Here is a 17,507-nt window from a genome sequence, read left to right as displayed (position 1 = left end):
GGACCGCCCCGGCGCCCGGCTCTCGGACAGCCCCGGCGCCCGGCTCTCGGACCGCCCCGGCGCCCGGCTCTCGGACCGCCCCGGCGCCCGGCTCTCGGACCGCCCCGGCGCCCGGCCCTCGGCCAGCCCCGGCGCCCAACCCTTCAGACGGGTCCGTCGACCGCCCGGCGGAACGAGACGCGCTGCTCCCGGGCGATCTCGCGCATCGCCGCGTAGGCGAGCGGGTGGTACCGCACGAACGGCGGCAGCAGGCCGTTGAACGAGCGGATCGCCGTCCGCAGGTACGCGAGCCGGCGCTCGTCGCGGTCCGTCCACGCCACGCCGAGGGTGTCCCGGCAGTCCTCGGGCAGCAGCCCGACCCCAACCCAGAGCCACGCGGTCAGGAGCGGCCGCTGGACCAGCTCCCACACGGGCTCGGGCAGCCCGGGGACCGGGCACGGGACCCCGTCCTTCGCGGCGTCGAGGATCCCCTGCGACGTGGCGTTCAGCTCGAGCACGTCGCGGCACATGTGCGCCCACCAGGCCTCGAGCTCGGCCCGGGTCTCCGGCATGCCGTCCTCGCTCGCGCCGTAGCGGCGGTACCAGAGCAGGGCCTCCGCGAAGAGCTGATCGCGCTCCTCCTCCGTCAGCGGCACCCCGAGCCGGTCGCTGCCGGCGACGATCCCGTAGACGAAGGTCATGTGCGCCCAGAAGAACGTCTCGCCGTCGAGCGCGTCGTAGTCGCGACCCTCGTCGTCGGTCCCCTTGATCGACCCGTGGAAGCTCCGGACGAGCTCGCCCTTCGCGGTCGGTCCGGGCGGCGCGAACGGGTCGGCGTAGACCACGCGCATGATGTGCGGCAGCGACCGGAAGATGCGGTCCAGAGGGTCCTCGAAGAAGTTCGAGTGGTCCTGCAGCGACTGGCCGATCCCCGGATGCATCGTCTGCAGCAGCCCGATCGAGCCGGCCGTGAGCGCCTGGTAGGACTCGGCGAAGAGGCGCCAGACGAGCGAGCCGGGGCCGAGGCCCAGCGGCGGGCCGTCCCCGGCGGGCGGCATCGCGGGCGACCGCCGCGGGGCGTCCTGCTCGGCCGGGGTCAACCCGAGCGGGAGCAGCGACCCGGCCAGGCGCGTCGGGCCGGGGAGCACGGTGCTCGCGACCCGCACCGGCGTCTGCAGCACGGCCCCGGCGACCCGGACGGGGGTCCGCAGGACGCCGCCGGCGGCCCGGACGGGGTCGCGGAGCGGGACGCCCGGGACCCGGACGGGGGAGGTCAGGCGCACGTCCGGGCTACGCGGTCCGGGGCCCCGTCGGACGCATCGGCACCGGGCGCGGGGCGCCGCTCATGCGAGCGACCAGAACGCGTCCGTGCCGACCTCGTGCTCCACGCCGCCGGCCGTGCGCAGCCGCTCGCGGGCCTCGTCGCGGTCGACGTCCATGAGATCCGCGAGCTCCTGGGTCGAGAGCGGCACCGGCGCCCAACGCAGGACCTCGGCCGCGTCCTCCGGCCAGTCGCGGCGCTCGAGGCCCGGCGCGAGGTTCGCGACCACGGCCTCGACCGCGGCCCACGGCTGGAAGCCCGGGACCTCGGCGACCGTCCCCTGCTCGTCGTCCAGCTCGAACACGAACGTCGGGCAGGTGTAGCGACGACCCGACGGACCGGAGGCGCCGTCCCAGTCCTCCTCGACGTCCGCGAGCTTGTGGTCCATCGCCAGCGCCGCCGGACCGGGGGCGCGCGCGGCGTCGCAGTCGGCGCGGAAGTCGCGCTCCGTGGCGTCGTCGCGCATCCGCTCGAGCAACGCGTCGGGCGGCAGACCGGCGGTCTCGCACGCGTCGGACAGGACGTCGGGATTGTCGATCGGGCGGGCCTCGGCCAGCCCCGCGACGCGCAGGGCGCGCAGCAGCCGGACCGCGCCGTCCTCGTCGTCGCGGCGCGCGGCCACGACGAGCCGGCACGCGTCCCAGCTGCCGGCGGGCTCGCGGCGCTCCGCGGTGCTCAGCGGCATCCCGAAGCGGTCGAAGTTGCGCAGGATCTCGGCGTTCCGCTCCGCGTCGAAGCCCTTGGCCTCCTGGGCGGCGGCGTCCCGTGCGAGACCGACCATCCGCACGGTCCAGTCGAGCTGGTCGCCGAAGCGCCAGGCGAGCCTCCACCGCACGGGCTCGGCGCTGTAGGCGAACGGGCAGGCCGGATCGGTGAACTCGACGACGGAGACGCGGGGCACGTCCTCACGCTACCCGGGGCGGGGGAGCACGGAACGGGCAGGCGCGGCGCACGGGCGGGGACGGGCGGGCGGCCCTGGTCCGGGACGGAGCGCCGCCCGCCCGGCGTCCGCCCGGGCGGACCCGCCCCCCCCCGGAACGATGACGACCCGCCGCCTGGTCGGGCGACGGGTCGAGGAACGCGGGCCCGGCGCGCCGTGGAGGGTGCGGGCCGGATCCAGGTGACGCCCGAGGGCGTCGGGACTACTTGCCGGAGAGCTTGTCCTTGACGGCGTCGAGGGCGCCCTCGACCTTCTCCTTGACCTTGCCGACGTTCTGGTCGGTCTTGCCCTCGGCCTTGAGCTGGTCGTCACCCGTGGCGGTGCCGGCGGTCTCCTTGACCTTGCCCTTGAGCTTGTCCGTGTTCCCGGTCATGTCTTCGTCCTGGATCGTGGGGTCCGGCTGATGCGGGGCCGCTGGGGCCCCGCTCCGCCCTCGGTCATCACGTACCCGCCTCGGGCGCCGGGCCACGTAAAAGTCTCCTGAGCAGGTGTACGCGCCAGGTCCTCAGGGCCCGAGCCGGCCGCGCAGCACGTCGGCGAGGCGCTCGCGCAGGCGCTTGGCGCGGACCCGCACGTCGCCGAACCACGAGCCGCCCGTGAGGACGACCACCGGGGCGCCGGGCGGGCCGGACTCCCCGGCCTCCTGCCGCACGACGCCGAACCCCGTCCGGCTGCGCACGTCCACCACGACGCCCTCGGGGACGAGCAGCGTGACGTCGCCGAAGACCGTCTGCGCGTCGATCTCGATCCGCCCGTGCGAGACGACGGCCTCGCGCAGGTCGATGTCGATGTCGCCGAACACGGTCGACCAGCGGCTGACGTACGGGACGCGCCACGCCCCGGCCTGCCGGACGTCGCCGAAGACGGACCGCCGGTTCTCGGGGGCCCGCACCGCGGTGCCCGGGCCGTCGGCGGGTGCGACCGCGCTCGGCAGGCCCGCCGCCCCGTGCCCGCCCGTGGGCGGCAGGTCGGCGATCAGGGCGCCCAGGTCGTCCCGGGTGACGGCGCGCCCCGCGGCGTCGATCCGGTCGGCGAGCTCCTCGAACGTCAGCCGCCCCTCGGCCGCGGCGTCGCGCAGGGCGTCGATGACGTGGTCGCGCTCGGCGTCGGACGCGCGGATCGGGACGGCGCCGGGACGCGGCCGGTCGTGGTCGGCCTCGCCGGGCATGCACGGGATCGTAGCCCGGTCCGCGACGGACCCGCGAGGATGGGGGCATGGCCTCTCTGCGACCCCCGGACGCCCCACCGGACCGCTCGCCCGAGGCCCGCGAGCTCTGCGACGCGCTCCGGCAGGAGCTGTCGGACGAGTGGATCGTCGTCCTGCGGCCGCTGCCGGGGCTGCCCCGGGAGGACCGGCTGCAGCTGACCGGCTGGGCGCTCGTCGGACCGCCCGGCGTCCTGTGGCTGGCGCACGGGTTCCGCTTCCGCTGGGAGGCCGGCGGCTGGTGGTTCGCGGGCCACGGGGCGCGCGACGTCGTCGCCGGCGCCCGGGGCGCGGAGGACCGGGTGCGGTCCGTGGTCGGCCCGCACGCCCGGACCCTCGGCGGAGGCGACGTCGTCCTCGGCCACGGCGTCCTCCTGACGGCGGGCGGGCTCCCCGCCGACGCCCCGGGCGACCGCTTCGTGGCGTGGTCGCCCGAGCCGGACGGGGAGTCGCTCGCCGCGTTCGTCGACCGCCTCGCGGCGCGCGGCCGGGTGGCGCGGCGCGTCGAGCGCCCACCGTTCACGCCGGCCGAGGTCGAGCGCCTCGCGGCGCTGCTCGACCCCGGACCGTGATGTGCCTCGCCGGCGAGGCCGAGCGCGGGTCAGCGCCCTGGCACGCCGGGGCCTGCCCTCAGCGTGCGAGCTTCTTGTACGTGAGGCGGTGCGGGCGGTCGGCCTCGTCGCCGAGCTCCTCGCGACGCCACGCCTCGTACGCCTGCAGGTTGCCCTCGAACCAGGTGGCGGTCGAGTTGCCCTCGAAGGCGAGGATGTGGGTGGCGATGCGGTCCAGGAACCAGCGATCGTGGGAGATCACGACGGCGCAGCCGGGGAACGCCAGGAGGCCTTCCTCCAGCGCCTGCAGCGTCTCGGTGTCGAGGTCGTTGGTCGGCTCGTCCAGCAGCAGCAGGTTGCCGCCGCGGCGCAGCAGCTTGGCGAGGTGGACGCGGTTGCGCTCACCACCGGAGAGGTTGCCGACCTTCTTCTGCTGGTCGCCCTTCTTGAAGTTGAACGACGCGACGTACTGGCGGGAGTTCATCTCGCGGTCGCCGACCTTGACGTAGTCGAGCTTCTCGGAGATCTCCTCCCAGACGTTGTTGTTCGGGTCCAGGTTGTCGCGCGACTGGTCGACGTAGGAGAGGTCGACGGTCTCGCCGAGCTTGATCTCGCCGGTGTCGGGCTTCTCGAGCCCGGTCAGCAGCTTGAACAGCGTCGACTTGCCCGCGCCGTTGGGGCCGATGACGCCGACCATGCCGCCCGGGGGCAGCGTGAAGGAGAGGTCCTCGAACAGCAGCTTGTCGCCGAACGCCTTGGAGAGGCCCTTGGCCTCGATGACGGTGTCGCCCAGGCGCGGTCCGGGCGGGATCGTGATGCGCGTCTCGTCCAGGCGCATCGCCGACTGCTCCTTCATCAGCTCGTCGAGGTTGTTCAGGCGGGCCTTCTGCTTGACCTGGCGGCCCTTGGGGTTCTTGCGCGACCAGTCGAGCTCCTCGTTGATCCGCTTCTGGCGGGCCACGTCGGTGCGCTTCTCCATGGCCATGCGCTTGGCCTTGTTGTCGAGCCAGCCGGAGTAGTTGCCCTCGAAGGGGATGCCGCGGCCACGGTCGAGCTCGAGGATCCAGCCGGCGACGTTGTCCAGGAAGTAACGATCGTGGGTCACCGCGACGACGGTGCCCTTGTAGGCCTCGAGGTGGCGCTCCAGCCAGGCGACGGACTCGGCGTCGAGGTGGTTGGTCGGCTCGTCCAGCAGCAGCAGGTCGGGTGCGCGCAGGAGCAGGCGGGCGAGCGCCACGCGGCGCTTCTCGCCGCCGGAGAGGTCGACGACGTTCCAGTCGCCGGGCGGGCAGCGCAGCGCGTCCATCGCGTACTCGACCTTGGCGTCGAGGTCCCACGCGTCGGCGGCGTCGATCTCGGCCTGCAGGCGGGCGAACTCGTCGGCCGTCTCGTCCGAGTAGTTCATCGCGAGCTCGTTGAACCTCGTGACGAGGCCCTTGAGCTCGGAGAGGCCCTCCATGACGTTCTCGTGGACCGTCTTGGACTCGTCGAGGTTGGGCTCCTGCTCCAGGATCCCGACCGTCGCGCCGGCCAGCAGCGTGGCCTCGCCGTCGAAGTCGGTGTCGGTCCCGGCCATGATCTTCAGCAGGGAGGACTTGCCCGAGCCGTTGATGCCCAGGACGCCGATCTTGGCGCCCGGCAGGAAGGACAGCGACAGGTCCTTGAACACCGTCTTGTCCGGAGGATGCACCTTGGTCAGCTGGTACATCGAGAAGACGAACTGCGTGCTCATTCCCCCAACGGTACCGGGGATCGGACGGTTCTCGAACGCGGCGTGCGGGGCGATCCGGGACGCGGCGGGGGTCGGCCCCCGGTGCTACGGTCGACCGGCGACCCCGATGGGGCCCGCCCGGACGAGAGGACGCGCCGTACCCGGCACGACGACGGCGCCTCGAAGGGACACCACCATGGCGTGGATCTCGCTGATCGCCGCAGGCCTGCTCGAAGTGGTCTGGGCGCTCGCCCTGAAGCGGTCCGAGGGCTTCTCGAAGCTGCCGGAGACCGTCGCCTTCGTCGTCGCGCTCGTCGCCAGCATGGCGCTCCTGGCCCTCGCGCTGCGGTCGCTCCCGGTCGGGACCGGCTACGCCGTCTGGACCGGCATCGGCGCGGTCGGGACCGCCATCGTCGGGATCGCGTTCCTGGGCGAGTCGGCCGCGGCCCTGCGTCTCGTCAGCATCGCCCTGATCGCGGCGGGCATCGTGGGACTGGCGCTCGCGAGCCCCGCGGGATCGTGAGCGGGGGATAGCCTCGGGGCCATGAGTCCCAGGCGCGCCACGCTCCGCGGTGCCGAGCGCACGTCGATCGACGGCGACGCGGCCGACGTCCTCGTCTGCGGGGCCTCCTTCGCCGGCCTCGCGCTCGCCCGCGAGCTCGCGGGCCTCGGCCACGACGTCCTGCTGCTGGACCGCTACGAGATCGGCGAGCGGCAGACCTCGGCCTGCGCGGTGCCGACCCCGTGGCTCGACGCGCTGGGGATCCACGAGGCCCGGCGCTCCGAGCTGCCGCACATGTCCTTCACGACCCCCCACGGCTCCGCGCGCTACCGCCTGCCGTGGACCTGGACGAGCTTCGACTACCGCACGCTCTGCCACGAGCTGTGGGACCAGTGCGGCGATGCGCGGTTCGTCACGGCGAAGGTCCAGGGGCGGACCCGCACGGCCGACGGCCACGTGGTCCACACGGACCGCGGCGACGTCTCCGCACCAATCGTGGTGGACGCGATGGGCTGGCGCCGCACGCTCGCCACGCCGCACTACCAGCCACCGGACGCCCCGCTCTCCCGGGGCCTCGAGGTCCATCCCGACGTCGATCCCGCGACCCAGGACGACGCGCTGGACTGCTGGATCGACCGCTCGGTGATCCCCCGCGGCTACGCCTGGCGCGTACCGGCCGGCGGCGAGTCGCGGGTCGGGGTCGGCTCCTACGACCCGCACGACCACGTCAAGGCGCCGACCCAGGAGGTCGCCCGGCGCCTCGACGTCGACGCGGTCCGCTACCAGGGCAACTGGTTCCCGCACCGCCTGCGCCCGGCGGCCGAGGACGGGGTCTTCTTCTGCGGCGACTCCGCGGGCCACTGCATCCCGGTCTCGGGCGAGGGCATCCGCACCGCGTTCCTCTTCGGCATCGCCGCGGCGCGCGAGATCGCGAAGGTCCTGGACGGTGCGCAGACCCGCGACGAGGCCCTGGTCGCGTACGCGGCGTTCTCGAAGACGCGTGCCGCGTTCTTCCGCCGGCTCCTGCTGCTCCAACGCGTGATGCCACGGATCCCGCCGCGCCTGCTGACCCTCGGCTTCAAGCTCGTCTCCCCGCAGCCGGTCGTCGACCGCGCCTTCGGCTGGTACCTCGCCGCGGCCGACGCGGAGATGGCGCTGCGGGACCGGCCGGTGCGACGGGCGTCGGCACCGGCGATCGCGGCGGACTGAGGGTCTCGATCCGGCCCGAGCGCGGTCTCAGCCCGCCGACGTCTCGCTGTCGAGGTGCTGCATCTGGGCGTGCGGGTAGCGGGCGCCGGACGCCGCGTCGCGGGGGACGGCCTCCTCGATGCGGGCCAGCGTCGCGTCGTCGAGGGTGACGTCGAGCGCGCCGAGGGTCTCGGTCAGCCGCTCGCGGGTGCGGGCCCCGACGATCGGGACGACGTCCTCCCCGCGGCTGAGCACCCAGGCCACCGCGACCTGCGCGGTCGTGACCCCGAGGTCGCCGGCCACCGCGGCGAGCGCGTCGACCAGCGCCAGGTTCGTGGGCAGGTGGCGCTTGCGGAAGCGCGGCGACATGGCCCGGGTGTCCCCCTCGGCGGTCCCGCTCTCGGGTGTCCAGTGGCCGCTGAGCAGCCCCCGCGAGAGGACCCCGTAGGCCGTCACGGCGATCCCGAGCTCGCGGCAGGTCGGGAGGATCTCGTCCTCGAGCCCGCGCGAGATCAACGAGTACTCGATCTGCAGGTCGGCGATCGGGTGGACGGCGTGGGCGCGCCGGATGGTGTCGGCACCGACCTCGGAGAGGCCGATGTGCCGGACGTAGCCCTGCTGCACCATCTCGGCGATCGCGCCGACGGTCTCCTCGATCGGCACGTCGTCGGTCAGGCGCGCGGCGCGGTAGACGTCGACGTGGTCGGTGCCGAGCTTCGCCAGCGACTGTGCCAGCGAGTGCTTCGCGTGCGCCGCGCTCGGGTCGTGGCCGAACCACGCGCCGTCGGGACCGCGAAGCGCCCCGAACTTCACGCTCAGCTGCACGGCGTCGCGGTCGCGCCCCTTCAGCGCCTCCGCGATCAGCAGCTCGTTGTGGCCCATCCCGTAGAAGTCGCCGGTGTCCAGCAGCGTCACGCCGGCGTCCAGGGCCGCGTGGATCGTCGCGATCGATTCGGTGCGGTCCGCCGGTCCGTACATCCCCGACATCCCCATGCAGCCGAGGCCGACCGGGAAGACCGCCGGGCCGTCCGTGCCGAGGCTCCGCGGCTTCGGGGTGGCGTCGGGGGCGTTCGGGCTCATCCGTCGAGGGTGCCAGGTCGGGGTCCGACGACGAGGCGGCCGCGCCTGCGTCACCCGGCACCGCCGGCCGCCGCCGGCCGCAGCAGCACCTTGCCCGTCAGGCCGCCGCCCTCCGCGAGGCGCAACGCCGCCGCGGCGTCCTCCAGCGCGAACTCCGCGGCGATCTGGGCGGTCAGGCGGCCGTCGCGCAGCAGGGCGAACACGTGGGAGAGGTCCGCGCGGGCCTCGCGGCGGTAGCGGTCGGGATGCCGACGGTTGCCGGCCCAGAGGTCGAAGAACGACGCGCGCCGGCCGTTGGGCAGCGCGTTCCAGAGCAGGAGTCGGGCGAGGAGCCGGAGCACCGGCAGCCGCGGATCGCCGGGGAGGTCCTTCGTGGCGGCCGTCCCGTAGGAGACGAGCGTGCCCCCGCGGCCGAGCATCCGCCAGGAGCGGACCAGTCCCGGACCGCCGACGTGGTCGAAGACCGCGGCCACGCCCTCGGGCGCGATCTCACGGACCCGGGAGGCGACGTCCTCGGTGCGGTGGTCGACCGGGATGGCCCCGAGCTCGCGCACCCGGTCGAGCTGTCGGACGCCGGCCACGCCGACGACGGTCGCCCCGGCCTCGATCGCGAGCTGCACCAGCAACGAGCCGACGCCCCCGGCGGCGCCGAGCACGACCACCGTGTCCCCGGCCCGCACCTTCGCGGTGCGGTGCAGCATCCGCCACGCCGTGAGGCCGTTGACGACCGCGGTCTCGGCCGCGGCGGGGTCCAGGCCCTCCGGCACGGGCGCCAGGTCGCGGGCCTGCAGGAGCACGTGGGTGGCCCAGCCGCCCGTCTTCGTCAGGGCGGCGACGCGGTCGCCGGGCACGACGTCGGGGACCCCGGCGCCGACCTGCTCGACGACCCCCACCAGGTCGTAGCCGGGGACGAACGGGAACGCCGGCTGGTCGTAGTACTTGCCACGCCGCATCTGCTGCTCGGCGAACGAGACGCCCGTGGCCTCGACGCGGACGAGGGCCTCGCCGTCGCCGGGGGCGGGGAGCTCCCGCTCCCGGACGCGGAGGGTCTCGGGTTCGCCGATGGCCGGCAGTTCGATCTGGGTGGTGCGCATGGTCGTCTCGCTGTTCGGTGCTGTTGCTTTGGTTAGATGTTCTAACACAAAGGAGACCCAATCGCGAGAGTGTCGATCCGTTACGGTGGGGCCGTGCCCGCGAACGCCGACCCGTCCGAGTCCGCCGAGCCGGCGGGGTCCCGCCGCGAGCGGCTGCGCCGACAGACGCTGGGGGAGATCAAGGAGCACGCGCTCGGTCAGGTCGCCGACGGTGGTGCGGCCGCGCTGTCGCTGAACGCCATCGGCAAGGCGATGGGGATGTCCGGGCCGGCGATCTACCGGTACTTCCCGTCGCGCGACGCGGTCCTGTCGGCTCTGGTCACCGACGGCTACGCCCAGCTCACCGCCGTGCTCGAACAGGCCGACGCCGGAGCCCGGAGGCGCACCCCGGAACGACGCCTCGAGGTGCTGGCCGAGGCGTACCGCACCTGGGCGACGGCGCAGCCCCAGCTCTACGCCCTGCTCTTCGGGCTCCGGCCGGCGGGATACGAGGACGGCGACGAGGCGATCGCCGCGATCCAGGGGGCGATGGAGGTGCTGCTGCGGACGATCGGGGCGATCGCCGTCGGACCGCGACCGCGACGGCCGCGCGACGCCCTCGACGAGCAGCTCCTGCGCTGGGCGGCGTCCCGCGGGAGCACCGGTGCGGGGGAGGACCCCGACCCGCTCGTGCTGCGTCTCGGCGTCCTCACGTGGACCCGGCTCCACGGACTCCTCGGGCTCGAGCTGGCGGGGATCCTCGGCGACATGGACCTCGATCCGGTCGCTCTGCTGGCCGCCGAGCTGCGGACGGTGGTCGACGCCGCGTCGGGGCCCGGAGACCCCGCCTGAGCACCGTCGCGGTCCGCGGGCACGCAGGCGCCCGGAGCGCCGTCCCGTAGCACCTCGAGGACGCCCGTGCCAGGGCCCGTGACCTGCCTGGCGGGGTGTCGCGGCGCGGTACTCTGGATGCAGTGGCCGGTTCCGTCTTCGACATCGAGCACGCACTCGGACTGCTCGAGCTGCGCCCCCCGTTCGGCAAGCGCGACGTGCAGCAGGCCCGTCGCTCGCTGGCCAAGCGCTGGCACCCCGACCTGGCCCCGCCGGGCAAGCAGTTCGAGCACGAGCGCCACCTCAAGGGCATCAACGAGGCGGCCGACCGGCTCGAGAAGCTCGCCGAGGACTCCCACGGCGGCGAGGTCACTGCGACCGCCGTCAAGGTCAACGCCGCCGCCGCCCGCGCCGCGCGCGAGGAGGCCGGCCGTCGCGCCTACGAGAACGAGCAGGCCACCCGCGACCGGGCGAAGCACGACCCGTTCGGCAGCCGCACGCCCGACCACTCGGTCGTCCACCGCTACGCCCGCTGCGTGTCGTACCCCGAGTGGGGCGTCGGCAACGTCACCGGCGTGTACTTCACGGGCGAGGGCGACGAGATCCTGCAGTTCGCCCGCGTCTCGTTCCACCTCGGCGTGCGCACGGTTCCGGCCGGCACGCTGCAGTTCGTCGACTTCTCCAAGCCCGACCCCGGCGCGGAGCGCGTGCAGCGGTTCATGACCGCCGCGCAGCACGCCATGGCCGAGGGCGAGTTCAAGGTCGCCGCCAAGCGCCTGCTCTACGCCCGCGACGCCGACCCCGCCAACGCCGCCGTCCTGCGGATGCTGACCGTCGCGCTGCTCCAGGCCGACGACCTGCCCGCCGCCGGGCGCGCCGTCCGCGACTGGCTGCGCGCCGAGGGTGAGCGTCCCGCGCCGCACCGCTTCGCCGCCCGGATCTACGAGGCGCAGGGCGCCAACCTCCAGGCGGAGGAGTCGGCGGCCCGTGTCGTGCGCCTGACCCCGGCCGACGGCGCCGCCTGGGCGCGGCTGGGGCGCCTGCGCCTGCGCCTGCACGACCGCGAAGGCGCCCTCGTGGCGCTCGAGCGCGGCATGCAGCTGGACCCGACGGTCGAGGGCCTGCTGGACCTCGCGCTGGCCGCGCACCTCGCCGGCGACATCGGCCGTCAGGTCGACGCGTGCCTGCAGGCCACGCGGCTGGCCGACGGGGCGAGCGGATCGCGTGCCGACGACGCGCGCGCGGGCTCGGCGGACGCCGGGGCGTCGGGCACCGCGGTCCAGGACGACGACGAATCGCCCGCGGGCGTCACCCCGGCCCTGCGCGCCCGGGCCTGGTCCCGCTACGCCCACGCTCTGGCCCGGACCGACCGCACGACCGATGCGCTCTCCGCGGCGGACCGGGCGCTCGACCTGGCGCCCGAGGACCGCGAGGTCCGCGACCTGCGCGACCGCCTGCGCGAGCGCATCCCGCGCGAGCTGCAGACCGCCGCGGGCTGAGGGCCTGCCCGGGGGCGGGCCGGCTTGGCCGCCCGAGCGGCACGTCGGGTGCGGCCTTGGCGCTGCTCTCGTCGGGTCGTGGCGCCCGACGGGGGGTGGGGGCGGGGGTGGGGCGAACCTGTGCCAGGGGGTGGCACCGGATCGACCGGACCCCTGGTCGGGTCGTGATGGGCGACGGGGGGTGCGGGCGAACCCGTGCCAGGGGATGGCACCGGATCGACCGGGCCCCTGGTCGGGTCGTGATGGTCGACGGGGGGTGGGGCGAACCTGTGCCAGGGGGTGGCACCGGATCGACCGGGCCCCTGGTCGGGCCGGGATGGGCGACAGGGGGTGGGGCGAACCTGTGCCACGGGGTGGCACCGGATCGACCGGGCCCCTGGCGCCCCGGGGCGATCGGCCGAACCCTTCCACGTGATTCCCCGCGGTTCCGCCACCTTCACGTCCGCGACACATCGCGGCGGCCCGTCGGCGGTTGACTGGGCCGGATGATCCCCCACGCTCCCGTCCCTCCGCCCGCGTCCGACGCGACCCCGTCCGGCGGCCGCCGGTCCCGCCGCCGCGGCCTGGCCGCACCGCTCGTCGCGGGCGTCGTCGTGCTCGGACTCGCGGTCCCGGCGGCCGCCGACGCCCGCGACGGCCAGGGGCACGGGTCCTCCCACGGCGGCCCCACGCAGGGCCACGACAAGCCCGGCGGGCCCGGCGGGGCGACCAAGCCCGGCAAGCCGTCCAAGCCCGGCAAGCCGACCGGGCCCGGCAAGGGCTCCCGCTCCTGGGAGCGCAGCGCGCCCGACTTCGGCTCCGCGAAGAACCGCGTGGTCTACGCCCACCGCGGCGCCAGCGGCTACCGGCCGGAGCACACGCTCGAGGCCTACCGCCTGGCGATCCAGCAGGGCGCCGACGTCATCGAGCCCGACCTCGTCTCGACGAAGGACGGGCAGCTCGTCGACCGGCACGAGAACGAGATCGGCGGCACGACCGACGTCGCGACCCGGCCGGAGTTCGCCGACCGCAAGCGCACGAAGACGATCGACGGCGTCTCGTACACCGGCTGGTTCACCGAGGACTTCACGCTGAAGGAGCTGCGGACGCTGCGGGCGAAGGAGCGCCTCCCGGCCGTCCGCCCGGCGAACACCGCCTACGACGGCAAGTACCAGGTGCCGACCTTCCAGGAGGTCATCGACACCGCCAGGAAGGCCAGCCGCACGACGCGCCGCACGATCGCGATCTCGCCCGAGATCAAGCACTCGACGTACTTCCGCTCCGTCGGCATCGACCAGGAGTCGGCCGTCCTGCGCACGCTCCGGAAGAACCGCCTCGACGACCGTCGCGCGCCGGTCATCGTGCAGTCCTTCGAGGTCGCCAACCTCAAGCTCATCCGCCGCGAGTCGAAGGTCCACACGGTCCAGCTGCTCGACGCGGCGAAGAGCAGCCCGGCCGACGTCGTGGCCGCCGGCGGCACCACGACCTACGGGCAGCTCGCGACCCCCGCGGGCCTGAAGGGCATCGCCCGGTACGCCGACACGGTCTCGCCCAACACGGACTACGTGATCCCCCGCGACGCGACCACCGGAGCCTCGCTCGCCCCGACCTCGTTCGTGCGGGACGCCCACGCCGCCGGGCTGCCGGTCGTCGTCTACACGTTCCGTCGCGAGAACCAGTTCCTGCCGCTCGAGCGCCGGTCGAGCGCCGACCCGGCCGGCATCGGCGACCTGCAGGGCTACATGGGCCAGATGCTGGATCTCGGCGTCGACGCGCTGTTCACGGACAACCCGGACCTCGGCGTCGCGGCCGTGAAGGCGTTCGAGGCGAAGTAGTCCCGCGCCCGGGCGGTGCCGCACCATCGCGGTGCGGTCCGCCCCGGCGGCCCGTGCCGCGTTCCCTCACGAACTTCTCACGCACGAGCGGCACGGCGCCGCGAAGATCCCGGGCGATGCGCCGCGTCCGACCGTCCGTCGCCCTCGTCCTCGCCTCGCTCGCGGTCCCCTCCGCGGTCGGGGCGGTCGCCGCGCCTGCGGGCGCCCAGGGGGCGGCGCAGCCGCCGGACGCGTGCAAGGAGTCCCTCGACCGCGGGGAGCGGGAGTCGTACCGCTTCAAGGACGGCCGCCGCACCTGGGAGCCGGGCCGCGTCGTCGTCACCCCGACGCGGGCGGACCCCGACCGGTACTGCATCGAGATCCGGTTCGGCGGTCGCGAGGTCCTCCACGAGTCCAGCACGAAGGGCTGGGAGCGACGGAACGGCCGCTGGGTCGTGATCGGTGGGGACGGCGGCGGCGGAGACCTCACCCGCAGCTACACGCGGACGGCGCAGATCAAGGAGCGCCGCCGCGTCGAGTTCCGGTACGACGTCCGCATCCAGGGTCGCGAGTACCGGGCGTCGTTCCGTCGCCAGAACCTCTGACCGGCCGTCGGCGTCGCCCTCGACCGGCCGATCCGGCCGCGCCCGGGGTGCTCGTCGCCGACGCGGCCGCCGGCGCACCGCGGCCCCGTCGTCACCCGCCCCGGTCCCGGCCGCCCTGCCGGGTACGGTGTCGGACGTGCGTCTCATCGTCGCCCGCTGCGAGGTCCGCTACTCCGGGCGCCTCGAGGCCCTGCTGCCCGAGGCCCTGCGCCTCCTGATGATCAAGTCGGACGGGTCGGTCATGGTCCACGCCGACACGGGCGGCTTCAAGCCGCAGAACTGGATGACACCGCCGACGGTGATCGAGCTGGAGCGCGGCGGCGTCCCCGTCCCCGAGGTCGCCTCGGGCTTCCCGGACCTCGGCGGCGTGCGCACCGTGACCGAGGCCCGGGCCGCCGCGGCCGGCCTGGGGCTGGTCGAGGAGGAGCCGACGCCCGCCGAGCGCGCCGCCGCCGACCAGGCCGCCGCCGCGGCGGCCGCGGTGATCGACGAGCCGCTGTCGAAGATCGTCGTCCGCAAGCGCGCCGGCTCGACCGAGGACCGGTTGGACATCGTGATCTCCGAGGTCGTCTCGGACGTCTTCCACGACATGGGGGAGGCCGCGGCGCTCGAGAAGTCCGGCGTCGAGCGCGAGTTGCAGGAGCTCCTGGCCGACGCGCCGCACCACTGCGGCGACGGCTTCCGCCTGGTGCGGCGCGAGTGGCCGACGGACATCGGCCCCGTCGACCTGATGTGTCGCGACGAGGACGACGGCTGGGTCGCGGTCGAGATCAAGCGGGTGGGCACGATCGACGCCGTCGAGCAGCTCTCGCGCTACCTCGAGCGGATGCGGGACGACCCCGGGATGGGCGACATCAAGGGCGTCCTGGCGGCGCAGTCGATCAAGCCCCAGGCCCGCGTCCTCGCGGAGAGCCGCGGGCTGGGCTGGGTCGAGGTCGACCTGGACGTCCTGCGCGGCGACCGCGAGCCCGCCCTCAAGCTCTTCGAGCTCTAGGCCGGACCGATGGCGGGCCTCCCGGACGACCCACCGGCCGAGGAGGGCGAGGGCCCCGCGCAGCTCGGCTGGATCGAGGCCGAGATCGAGGACGAGTTCCCGGGTCTCGCGCTCGTCACGGTCGAGGTCCCCTGCCGGCCCACCCGCACCGCGCCGTGGGTCGTCCACCGCCTGACGGACCTCGCCAACCGCATCACCGGCCCCTACGCGCTGCGCGTCCGGCAGCTGCCCGTCCCCGCGCTGCACCGGGCGTTCTACCGACAGCTCGGGCTGGACCCCGACGTCCGCCGACCCCCGCTGGAGCAGGCGCTGTTCGACCGCCTGTGGAGCGGCGGCTTCGTCCCGGGAGGGATGCCCGGGGACGCGCTCCTCGTCGGCCTGCTCGAGACCGGCGTCGCCGTCTGGGCGGCCGACGCCGCCGCGCTGTCGGGCCCGCTCGGCGTGCGCGGCGCCCGGACGGGGGAGGAGCTGTGGACGGCCGGTCAGGTCCGGCCGCTGGCGAAGGGCGAGCTCGTGATCGCCGACGCCGACCGGCCCGTCGCCCGCATCTTCGAGCCGCTCGCCCCGCCGTTCGCCGTCGGCCCGACCACGCGGCGCGTCGTCCTCTACGTCCTGCAGGTGCCGGGCGTCCCGGCGCTCGACGTGCAGGAGTCGCTCAACACCTGTCGCAAGCTCCTGCGGATCGCCTGAGGCGGGGCGACCCGCGGCCCGCCCCGGCCCCATCGCCGGTCGGTGGCGCCGTCCGACGTCGCACGGTGTCGCCCGCCGACCGATCCGGGACACCGTGGATCGGATCGGACCCGCGTCACGTACGGCGTCGGCTCACGTGTCGGTTGCCGGTCGACGCCACCGACGCGCGCTGCTACGGTCGAAGGACGGAAGGCGACGTGGAGGAGGTGGGTATGCGCGGGATCGAAGGACTCGAGCTGGTCGACGAGGAGCCCGTGGCGCCGTTCGCCGCACCAGCCACGGAGCGGCTCCCCGTCGTTCCGTCCCTGCCCGACCGGGCCCTAGAGCAGGACGAGCACGCCGCTCGCCGCACGCTGCGCCGCCAGGTCGCGCGGTTGGAGCAGCAGCTCTCGATCGCCGTCGCCGACGACCTCTTGGCCGGTGCCCGAGGGCGCCTGCAGACCGACGTCCTCGCCGCCCCCGCGGGCGTCGCGCGACTCCAGTCCCTCGGCGAGCTCGAGCGGCGGCGCGACGAGCTCGTCGCCCGCCTGACCGAGGTCGAGGCGCGTCGCACCGAGGAGCTCCACAACCGGGTGCTGCTGCGCGAGATGTACCGCGACCCCGCCGCGTACAAGCACACGCGGCTGGAGACGTCGGACCTCGCCGAGCGCGGCTGCCGCGTCTACGAGGTCGTCCCGCGCTTCGGCCTCGTCGGGATCCTCGGCGGCTGGTGGCGCGTCAAGGTCTCCTCCGGCTGCCCCTTAGCCCCGGCGGCATCCAGCTTCGCGGGCGATGAGGCCCGCCACACCGACGGGCGGCCACGGGCCGCCCGTCCCGTGTCCGGGGTCGGCCTCAGTCCTGGGGCAGGCGGCCGGCGAACTCGCGGAAGGGCGTGGCGGCGTTCGTCACCGGCGGGCCGTGGCCGACCAGCACGAGGCGCGGCGAGAGGTCCGCGAGGGTGCGGATCGACTGGCGGTTCTGGGCCGGGTCGGGCGTGAGCGGCTTCGGCGGCTCCCGCAGGCCGGGGATCGTCGTCTTCAGGTCCATGCTGTTGACGACGTCGCCGCAGATCAGCACGCCGTCGCGCTCGCGCCAGAAGCTCACGTGACCCGCGCTGTGGCCCGGGGTGTCGAGCACCACGAAGTCCGGTCCCACGACGTCGCCCGCACGCAGCGCCGCGGCCTCGGGCACGGCGGAGAAGCTGCCGAAGCGGCGACCGAGGGCCCGGAGCGGCCCGGGGAGCTCGAGCGCGCTCTGCCCGGCGTGCAGCGCCGGCAGGTCGCGCGCGCCGGCCCGGACCGGGATCCGCAGGGCGTCGACGACCTTGCGGGTCCCGCCGGCGTGATCGGGGTGGGCGTGCGTCAGCACGTGCTGGGTGACGACCCGGCCGCGCACCGCGGAGAGCACCCGACCCGCCTGGAGCGCCACGCCCGCGTCGACGAGCACGTCGCCGATCAGGTAGGCGTTCACGCTGTTGCGCGGAGCCAGGGGCAGGTGGAAGACGTCGTCGGCGACCTCGCGCATGCGCGGAGACTAGCGCCGCCGACCGTCGCCGGAGCGGGAGTCG

Annotated in this window: 18 protein-coding genes; 9 read left to right on the top strand and 9 right to left on the bottom strand. The window is 74.7% G+C overall.

Annotated elements, in window-relative coordinates; translation table 11 throughout:
- Window positions 1-143 precede the first annotated feature (143 nt).
- From Q7T67_RS14300 to Q7T67_RS14285, 4 genes are all read right to left on the bottom strand, one after another.
- Complete coding sequence (locus Q7T67_RS14300) at window positions 144-1,262, bottom strand: oxygenase MpaB family protein (RefSeq protein ID WP_304790852.1); 1,119 nt, start codon at window positions 1,260-1,262, stop codon at window positions 144-146.
- Between the two features lie 60 nt (window positions 1,263-1,322).
- Window positions 1,323-2,201: a DsbA family protein gene (locus tag Q7T67_RS14295; protein ID WP_304790849.1), complete on the bottom strand. Its 879-nt coding sequence runs from the start codon at window positions 2,199-2,201 to the stop codon at window positions 1,323-1,325.
- Window positions 2,202-2,442: 241 nt separating this feature from the next.
- Window positions 2,443-2,613 (bottom strand): CsbD family protein, encoded by a 171-nt coding sequence (locus Q7T67_RS14290; RefSeq protein WP_304790846.1) that lies wholly within the window; start codon window positions 2,611-2,613, stop codon window positions 2,443-2,445.
- 132 nt (window positions 2,614-2,745) lie between these two features.
- Window positions 2,746-3,408 carry a DUF1707 domain-containing protein gene (locus Q7T67_RS14285; protein ID WP_304790843.1) on the bottom strand — a complete coding sequence of 221 codons (663 nt, stop codon included), beginning with the start codon at window positions 3,406-3,408 and terminating at the stop codon, window positions 2,746-2,748.
- A gap of 47 nt (window positions 3,409-3,455) precedes the next feature.
- On the opposite strand from Q7T67_RS14285, the gene Q7T67_RS14280 reads away from it, so the two are divergent.
- Window positions 3,456-4,016 (top strand): hypothetical protein, encoded by a 561-nt coding sequence (locus tag Q7T67_RS14280; protein WP_304790839.1) that lies wholly within the window; start codon window positions 3,456-3,458, stop codon window positions 4,014-4,016.
- A 58-nt stretch (window positions 4,017-4,074) separates the two neighbouring features.
- Here the strand turns inward: Q7T67_RS14280 and ettA are convergent, their stop codons facing one another.
- Window positions 4,075-5,727: an energy-dependent translational throttle protein EttA gene (gene ettA, locus Q7T67_RS14275; protein WP_304790836.1), complete on the bottom strand. Its 1,653-nt coding sequence runs from the start codon at window positions 5,725-5,727 to the stop codon at window positions 4,075-4,077.
- A 175-nt stretch (window positions 5,728-5,902) separates the two neighbouring features.
- Between ettA and sugE the strand changes: the two genes are divergently transcribed.
- Together sugE and Q7T67_RS14265 are read left to right on the top strand one after the other, a co-directional pair.
- A complete protein-coding gene (gene sugE, locus Q7T67_RS14270) occupies window positions 5,903-6,229 on the top strand; it encodes a quaternary ammonium compound efflux SMR transporter SugE (protein WP_304790833.1) in 327 nt (108 codons plus the stop codon).
- A 21-nt stretch (window positions 6,230-6,250) separates the two neighbouring features.
- Entirely contained in the window at window positions 6,251-7,417 is a 1,167-nt protein-coding gene (locus Q7T67_RS14265; protein WP_304790829.1) for an NAD(P)/FAD-dependent oxidoreductase, read from the top strand.
- A 27-nt stretch (window positions 7,418-7,444) separates the two neighbouring features.
- Here Q7T67_RS14265 and Q7T67_RS14260 read toward each other — a convergent pair whose 3' ends face one another.
- Both Q7T67_RS14260 and Q7T67_RS14255 read right to left on the bottom strand, forming a co-directional pair.
- Window positions 7,445-8,476: an aldo/keto reductase gene (locus Q7T67_RS14260; RefSeq protein ID WP_304790825.1), complete on the bottom strand. Its 1,032-nt coding sequence runs from the start codon at window positions 8,474-8,476 to the stop codon at window positions 7,445-7,447.
- A gap of 50 nt (window positions 8,477-8,526) precedes the next feature.
- Entirely contained in the window at window positions 8,527-9,570 is a 1,044-nt protein-coding gene (locus Q7T67_RS14255) for a medium chain dehydrogenase/reductase family protein (RefSeq protein WP_304790822.1), read from the bottom strand.
- A gap of 93 nt (window positions 9,571-9,663) precedes the next feature.
- On the opposite strand from Q7T67_RS14255, the gene Q7T67_RS14250 reads away from it, so the two are divergent.
- The 6 genes from Q7T67_RS14250 to Q7T67_RS14225 all read left to right on the top strand — a co-directional run bounded on the left by Q7T67_RS14250 (window position 9,664) and on the right by Q7T67_RS14225 (window position 15,961).
- Entirely contained in the window at window positions 9,664-10,401 is a 738-nt protein-coding gene (locus tag Q7T67_RS14250) for a TetR/AcrR family transcriptional regulator (protein WP_304790819.1), read from the top strand.
- A 122-nt stretch (window positions 10,402-10,523) separates the two neighbouring features.
- Entirely contained in the window at window positions 10,524-11,879 is a 1,356-nt protein-coding gene (locus tag Q7T67_RS14245; RefSeq protein WP_304790816.1) for a hypothetical protein, read from the top strand.
- 485 nt (window positions 11,880-12,364) lie between these two features.
- Entirely contained in the window at window positions 12,365-13,693 is a 1,329-nt protein-coding gene (locus tag Q7T67_RS14240) for a glycerophosphodiester phosphodiesterase (protein WP_304790813.1), read from the top strand.
- A gap of 116 nt (window positions 13,694-13,809) precedes the next feature.
- Complete coding sequence (locus tag Q7T67_RS14235) at window positions 13,810-14,277, top strand: hypothetical protein (protein WP_304790810.1); 468 nt, start codon at window positions 13,810-13,812, stop codon at window positions 14,275-14,277.
- Between the two features lie 136 nt (window positions 14,278-14,413).
- Window positions 14,414-15,271, top strand: a complete 858-nt coding sequence (gene nucS, locus Q7T67_RS14230; RefSeq protein WP_304790808.1) for an endonuclease NucS — start codon at window positions 14,414-14,416, stop codon at window positions 15,269-15,271.
- Window positions 15,272-15,280: 9 nt separating this feature from the next.
- Window positions 15,281-15,961, top strand: a complete 681-nt coding sequence (locus Q7T67_RS14225) for a phenylalanine--tRNA ligase beta subunit-related protein (protein WP_304790805.1) — start codon at window positions 15,281-15,283, stop codon at window positions 15,959-15,961.
- 320 nt (window positions 15,962-16,281) lie between these two features.
- On the opposite strand, the gene Q7T67_RS14220 is transcribed toward Q7T67_RS14225, so the two are convergent.
- Together Q7T67_RS14220 and Q7T67_RS14215 are read right to left on the bottom strand one after the other, a co-directional pair.
- Complete coding sequence (locus Q7T67_RS14220) at window positions 16,282-16,527, bottom strand: hypothetical protein (RefSeq protein ID WP_304790802.1); 246 nt, start codon at window positions 16,525-16,527, stop codon at window positions 16,282-16,284.
- A 265-nt stretch (window positions 16,528-16,792) separates the two neighbouring features.
- Window positions 16,793-17,464 (bottom strand): MBL fold metallo-hydrolase, encoded by a 672-nt coding sequence (locus Q7T67_RS14215; RefSeq protein WP_304790799.1) that lies wholly within the window; start codon window positions 17,462-17,464, stop codon window positions 16,793-16,795.
- Window positions 17,465-17,507: the final 43 nt, after the last annotated feature.

The organism is Patulibacter sp. (assembly GCF_030655195.1).
In the GTDB taxonomy this organism is placed as follows: Bacteria; Actinomycetota; Thermoleophilia; order Solirubrobacterales; family Solirubrobacteraceae; genus Patulibacter.
This window is presented reverse-complemented; position numbering and strand designations above follow the sequence as displayed.

Excerpts from the sequence above, each read along its gene's own strand:
- Q7T67_RS14290 (WP_304790846.1), bottom strand. The coding sequence starts at position 2,613 with ATGACCGGGAACACGGACAAGCTCAAGGGCAAGGTCAAGGAGACCGCC.
- Q7T67_RS14285 (WP_304790843.1), bottom strand. The coding sequence starts at position 3,408 with ATGCCCGGCGAGGCCGACCACGACCGGCCGCGTCCCGGCGCCGTCCCG.
- Q7T67_RS14280 (WP_304790839.1), top strand. The coding sequence starts at position 3,456 with ATGGCCTCTCTGCGACCCCCGGACGCCCCACCGGACCGCTCGCCCGAG.
- ettA (WP_304790836.1), bottom strand. The coding sequence starts at position 5,727 with ATGAGCACGCAGTTCGTCTTCTCGATGTACCAGCTGACCAAGGTGCAT.
- sugE (WP_304790833.1), top strand. The coding sequence starts at position 5,903 with ATGGCGTGGATCTCGCTGATCGCCGCAGGCCTGCTCGAAGTGGTCTGG.
- Q7T67_RS14265 (WP_304790829.1), top strand. The coding sequence starts at position 6,251 with ATGAGTCCCAGGCGCGCCACGCTCCGCGGTGCCGAGCGCACGTCGATC.
- Q7T67_RS14260 (WP_304790825.1), bottom strand. The coding sequence starts at position 8,476 with ATGAGCCCGAACGCCCCCGACGCCACCCCGAAGCCGCGGAGCCTCGGC.
- Q7T67_RS14255 (WP_304790822.1), bottom strand. The coding sequence starts at position 9,570 with ATGCGCACCACCCAGATCGAACTGCCGGCCATCGGCGAACCCGAGACC.
- Q7T67_RS14240 (WP_304790813.1), top strand. The coding sequence starts at position 12,365 with ATGATCCCCCACGCTCCCGTCCCTCCGCCCGCGTCCGACGCGACCCCG.
- Q7T67_RS14235 (WP_304790810.1), top strand. The coding sequence starts at position 13,810 with ATGCGCCGCGTCCGACCGTCCGTCGCCCTCGTCCTCGCCTCGCTCGCG.
- Q7T67_RS14225 (WP_304790805.1), top strand. The coding sequence starts at position 15,281 with ATGGCGGGCCTCCCGGACGACCCACCGGCCGAGGAGGGCGAGGGCCCC.
- Q7T67_RS14215 (WP_304790799.1), bottom strand. The coding sequence starts at position 17,464 with ATGCGCGAGGTCGCCGACGACGTCTTCCACCTGCCCCTGGCTCCGCGC.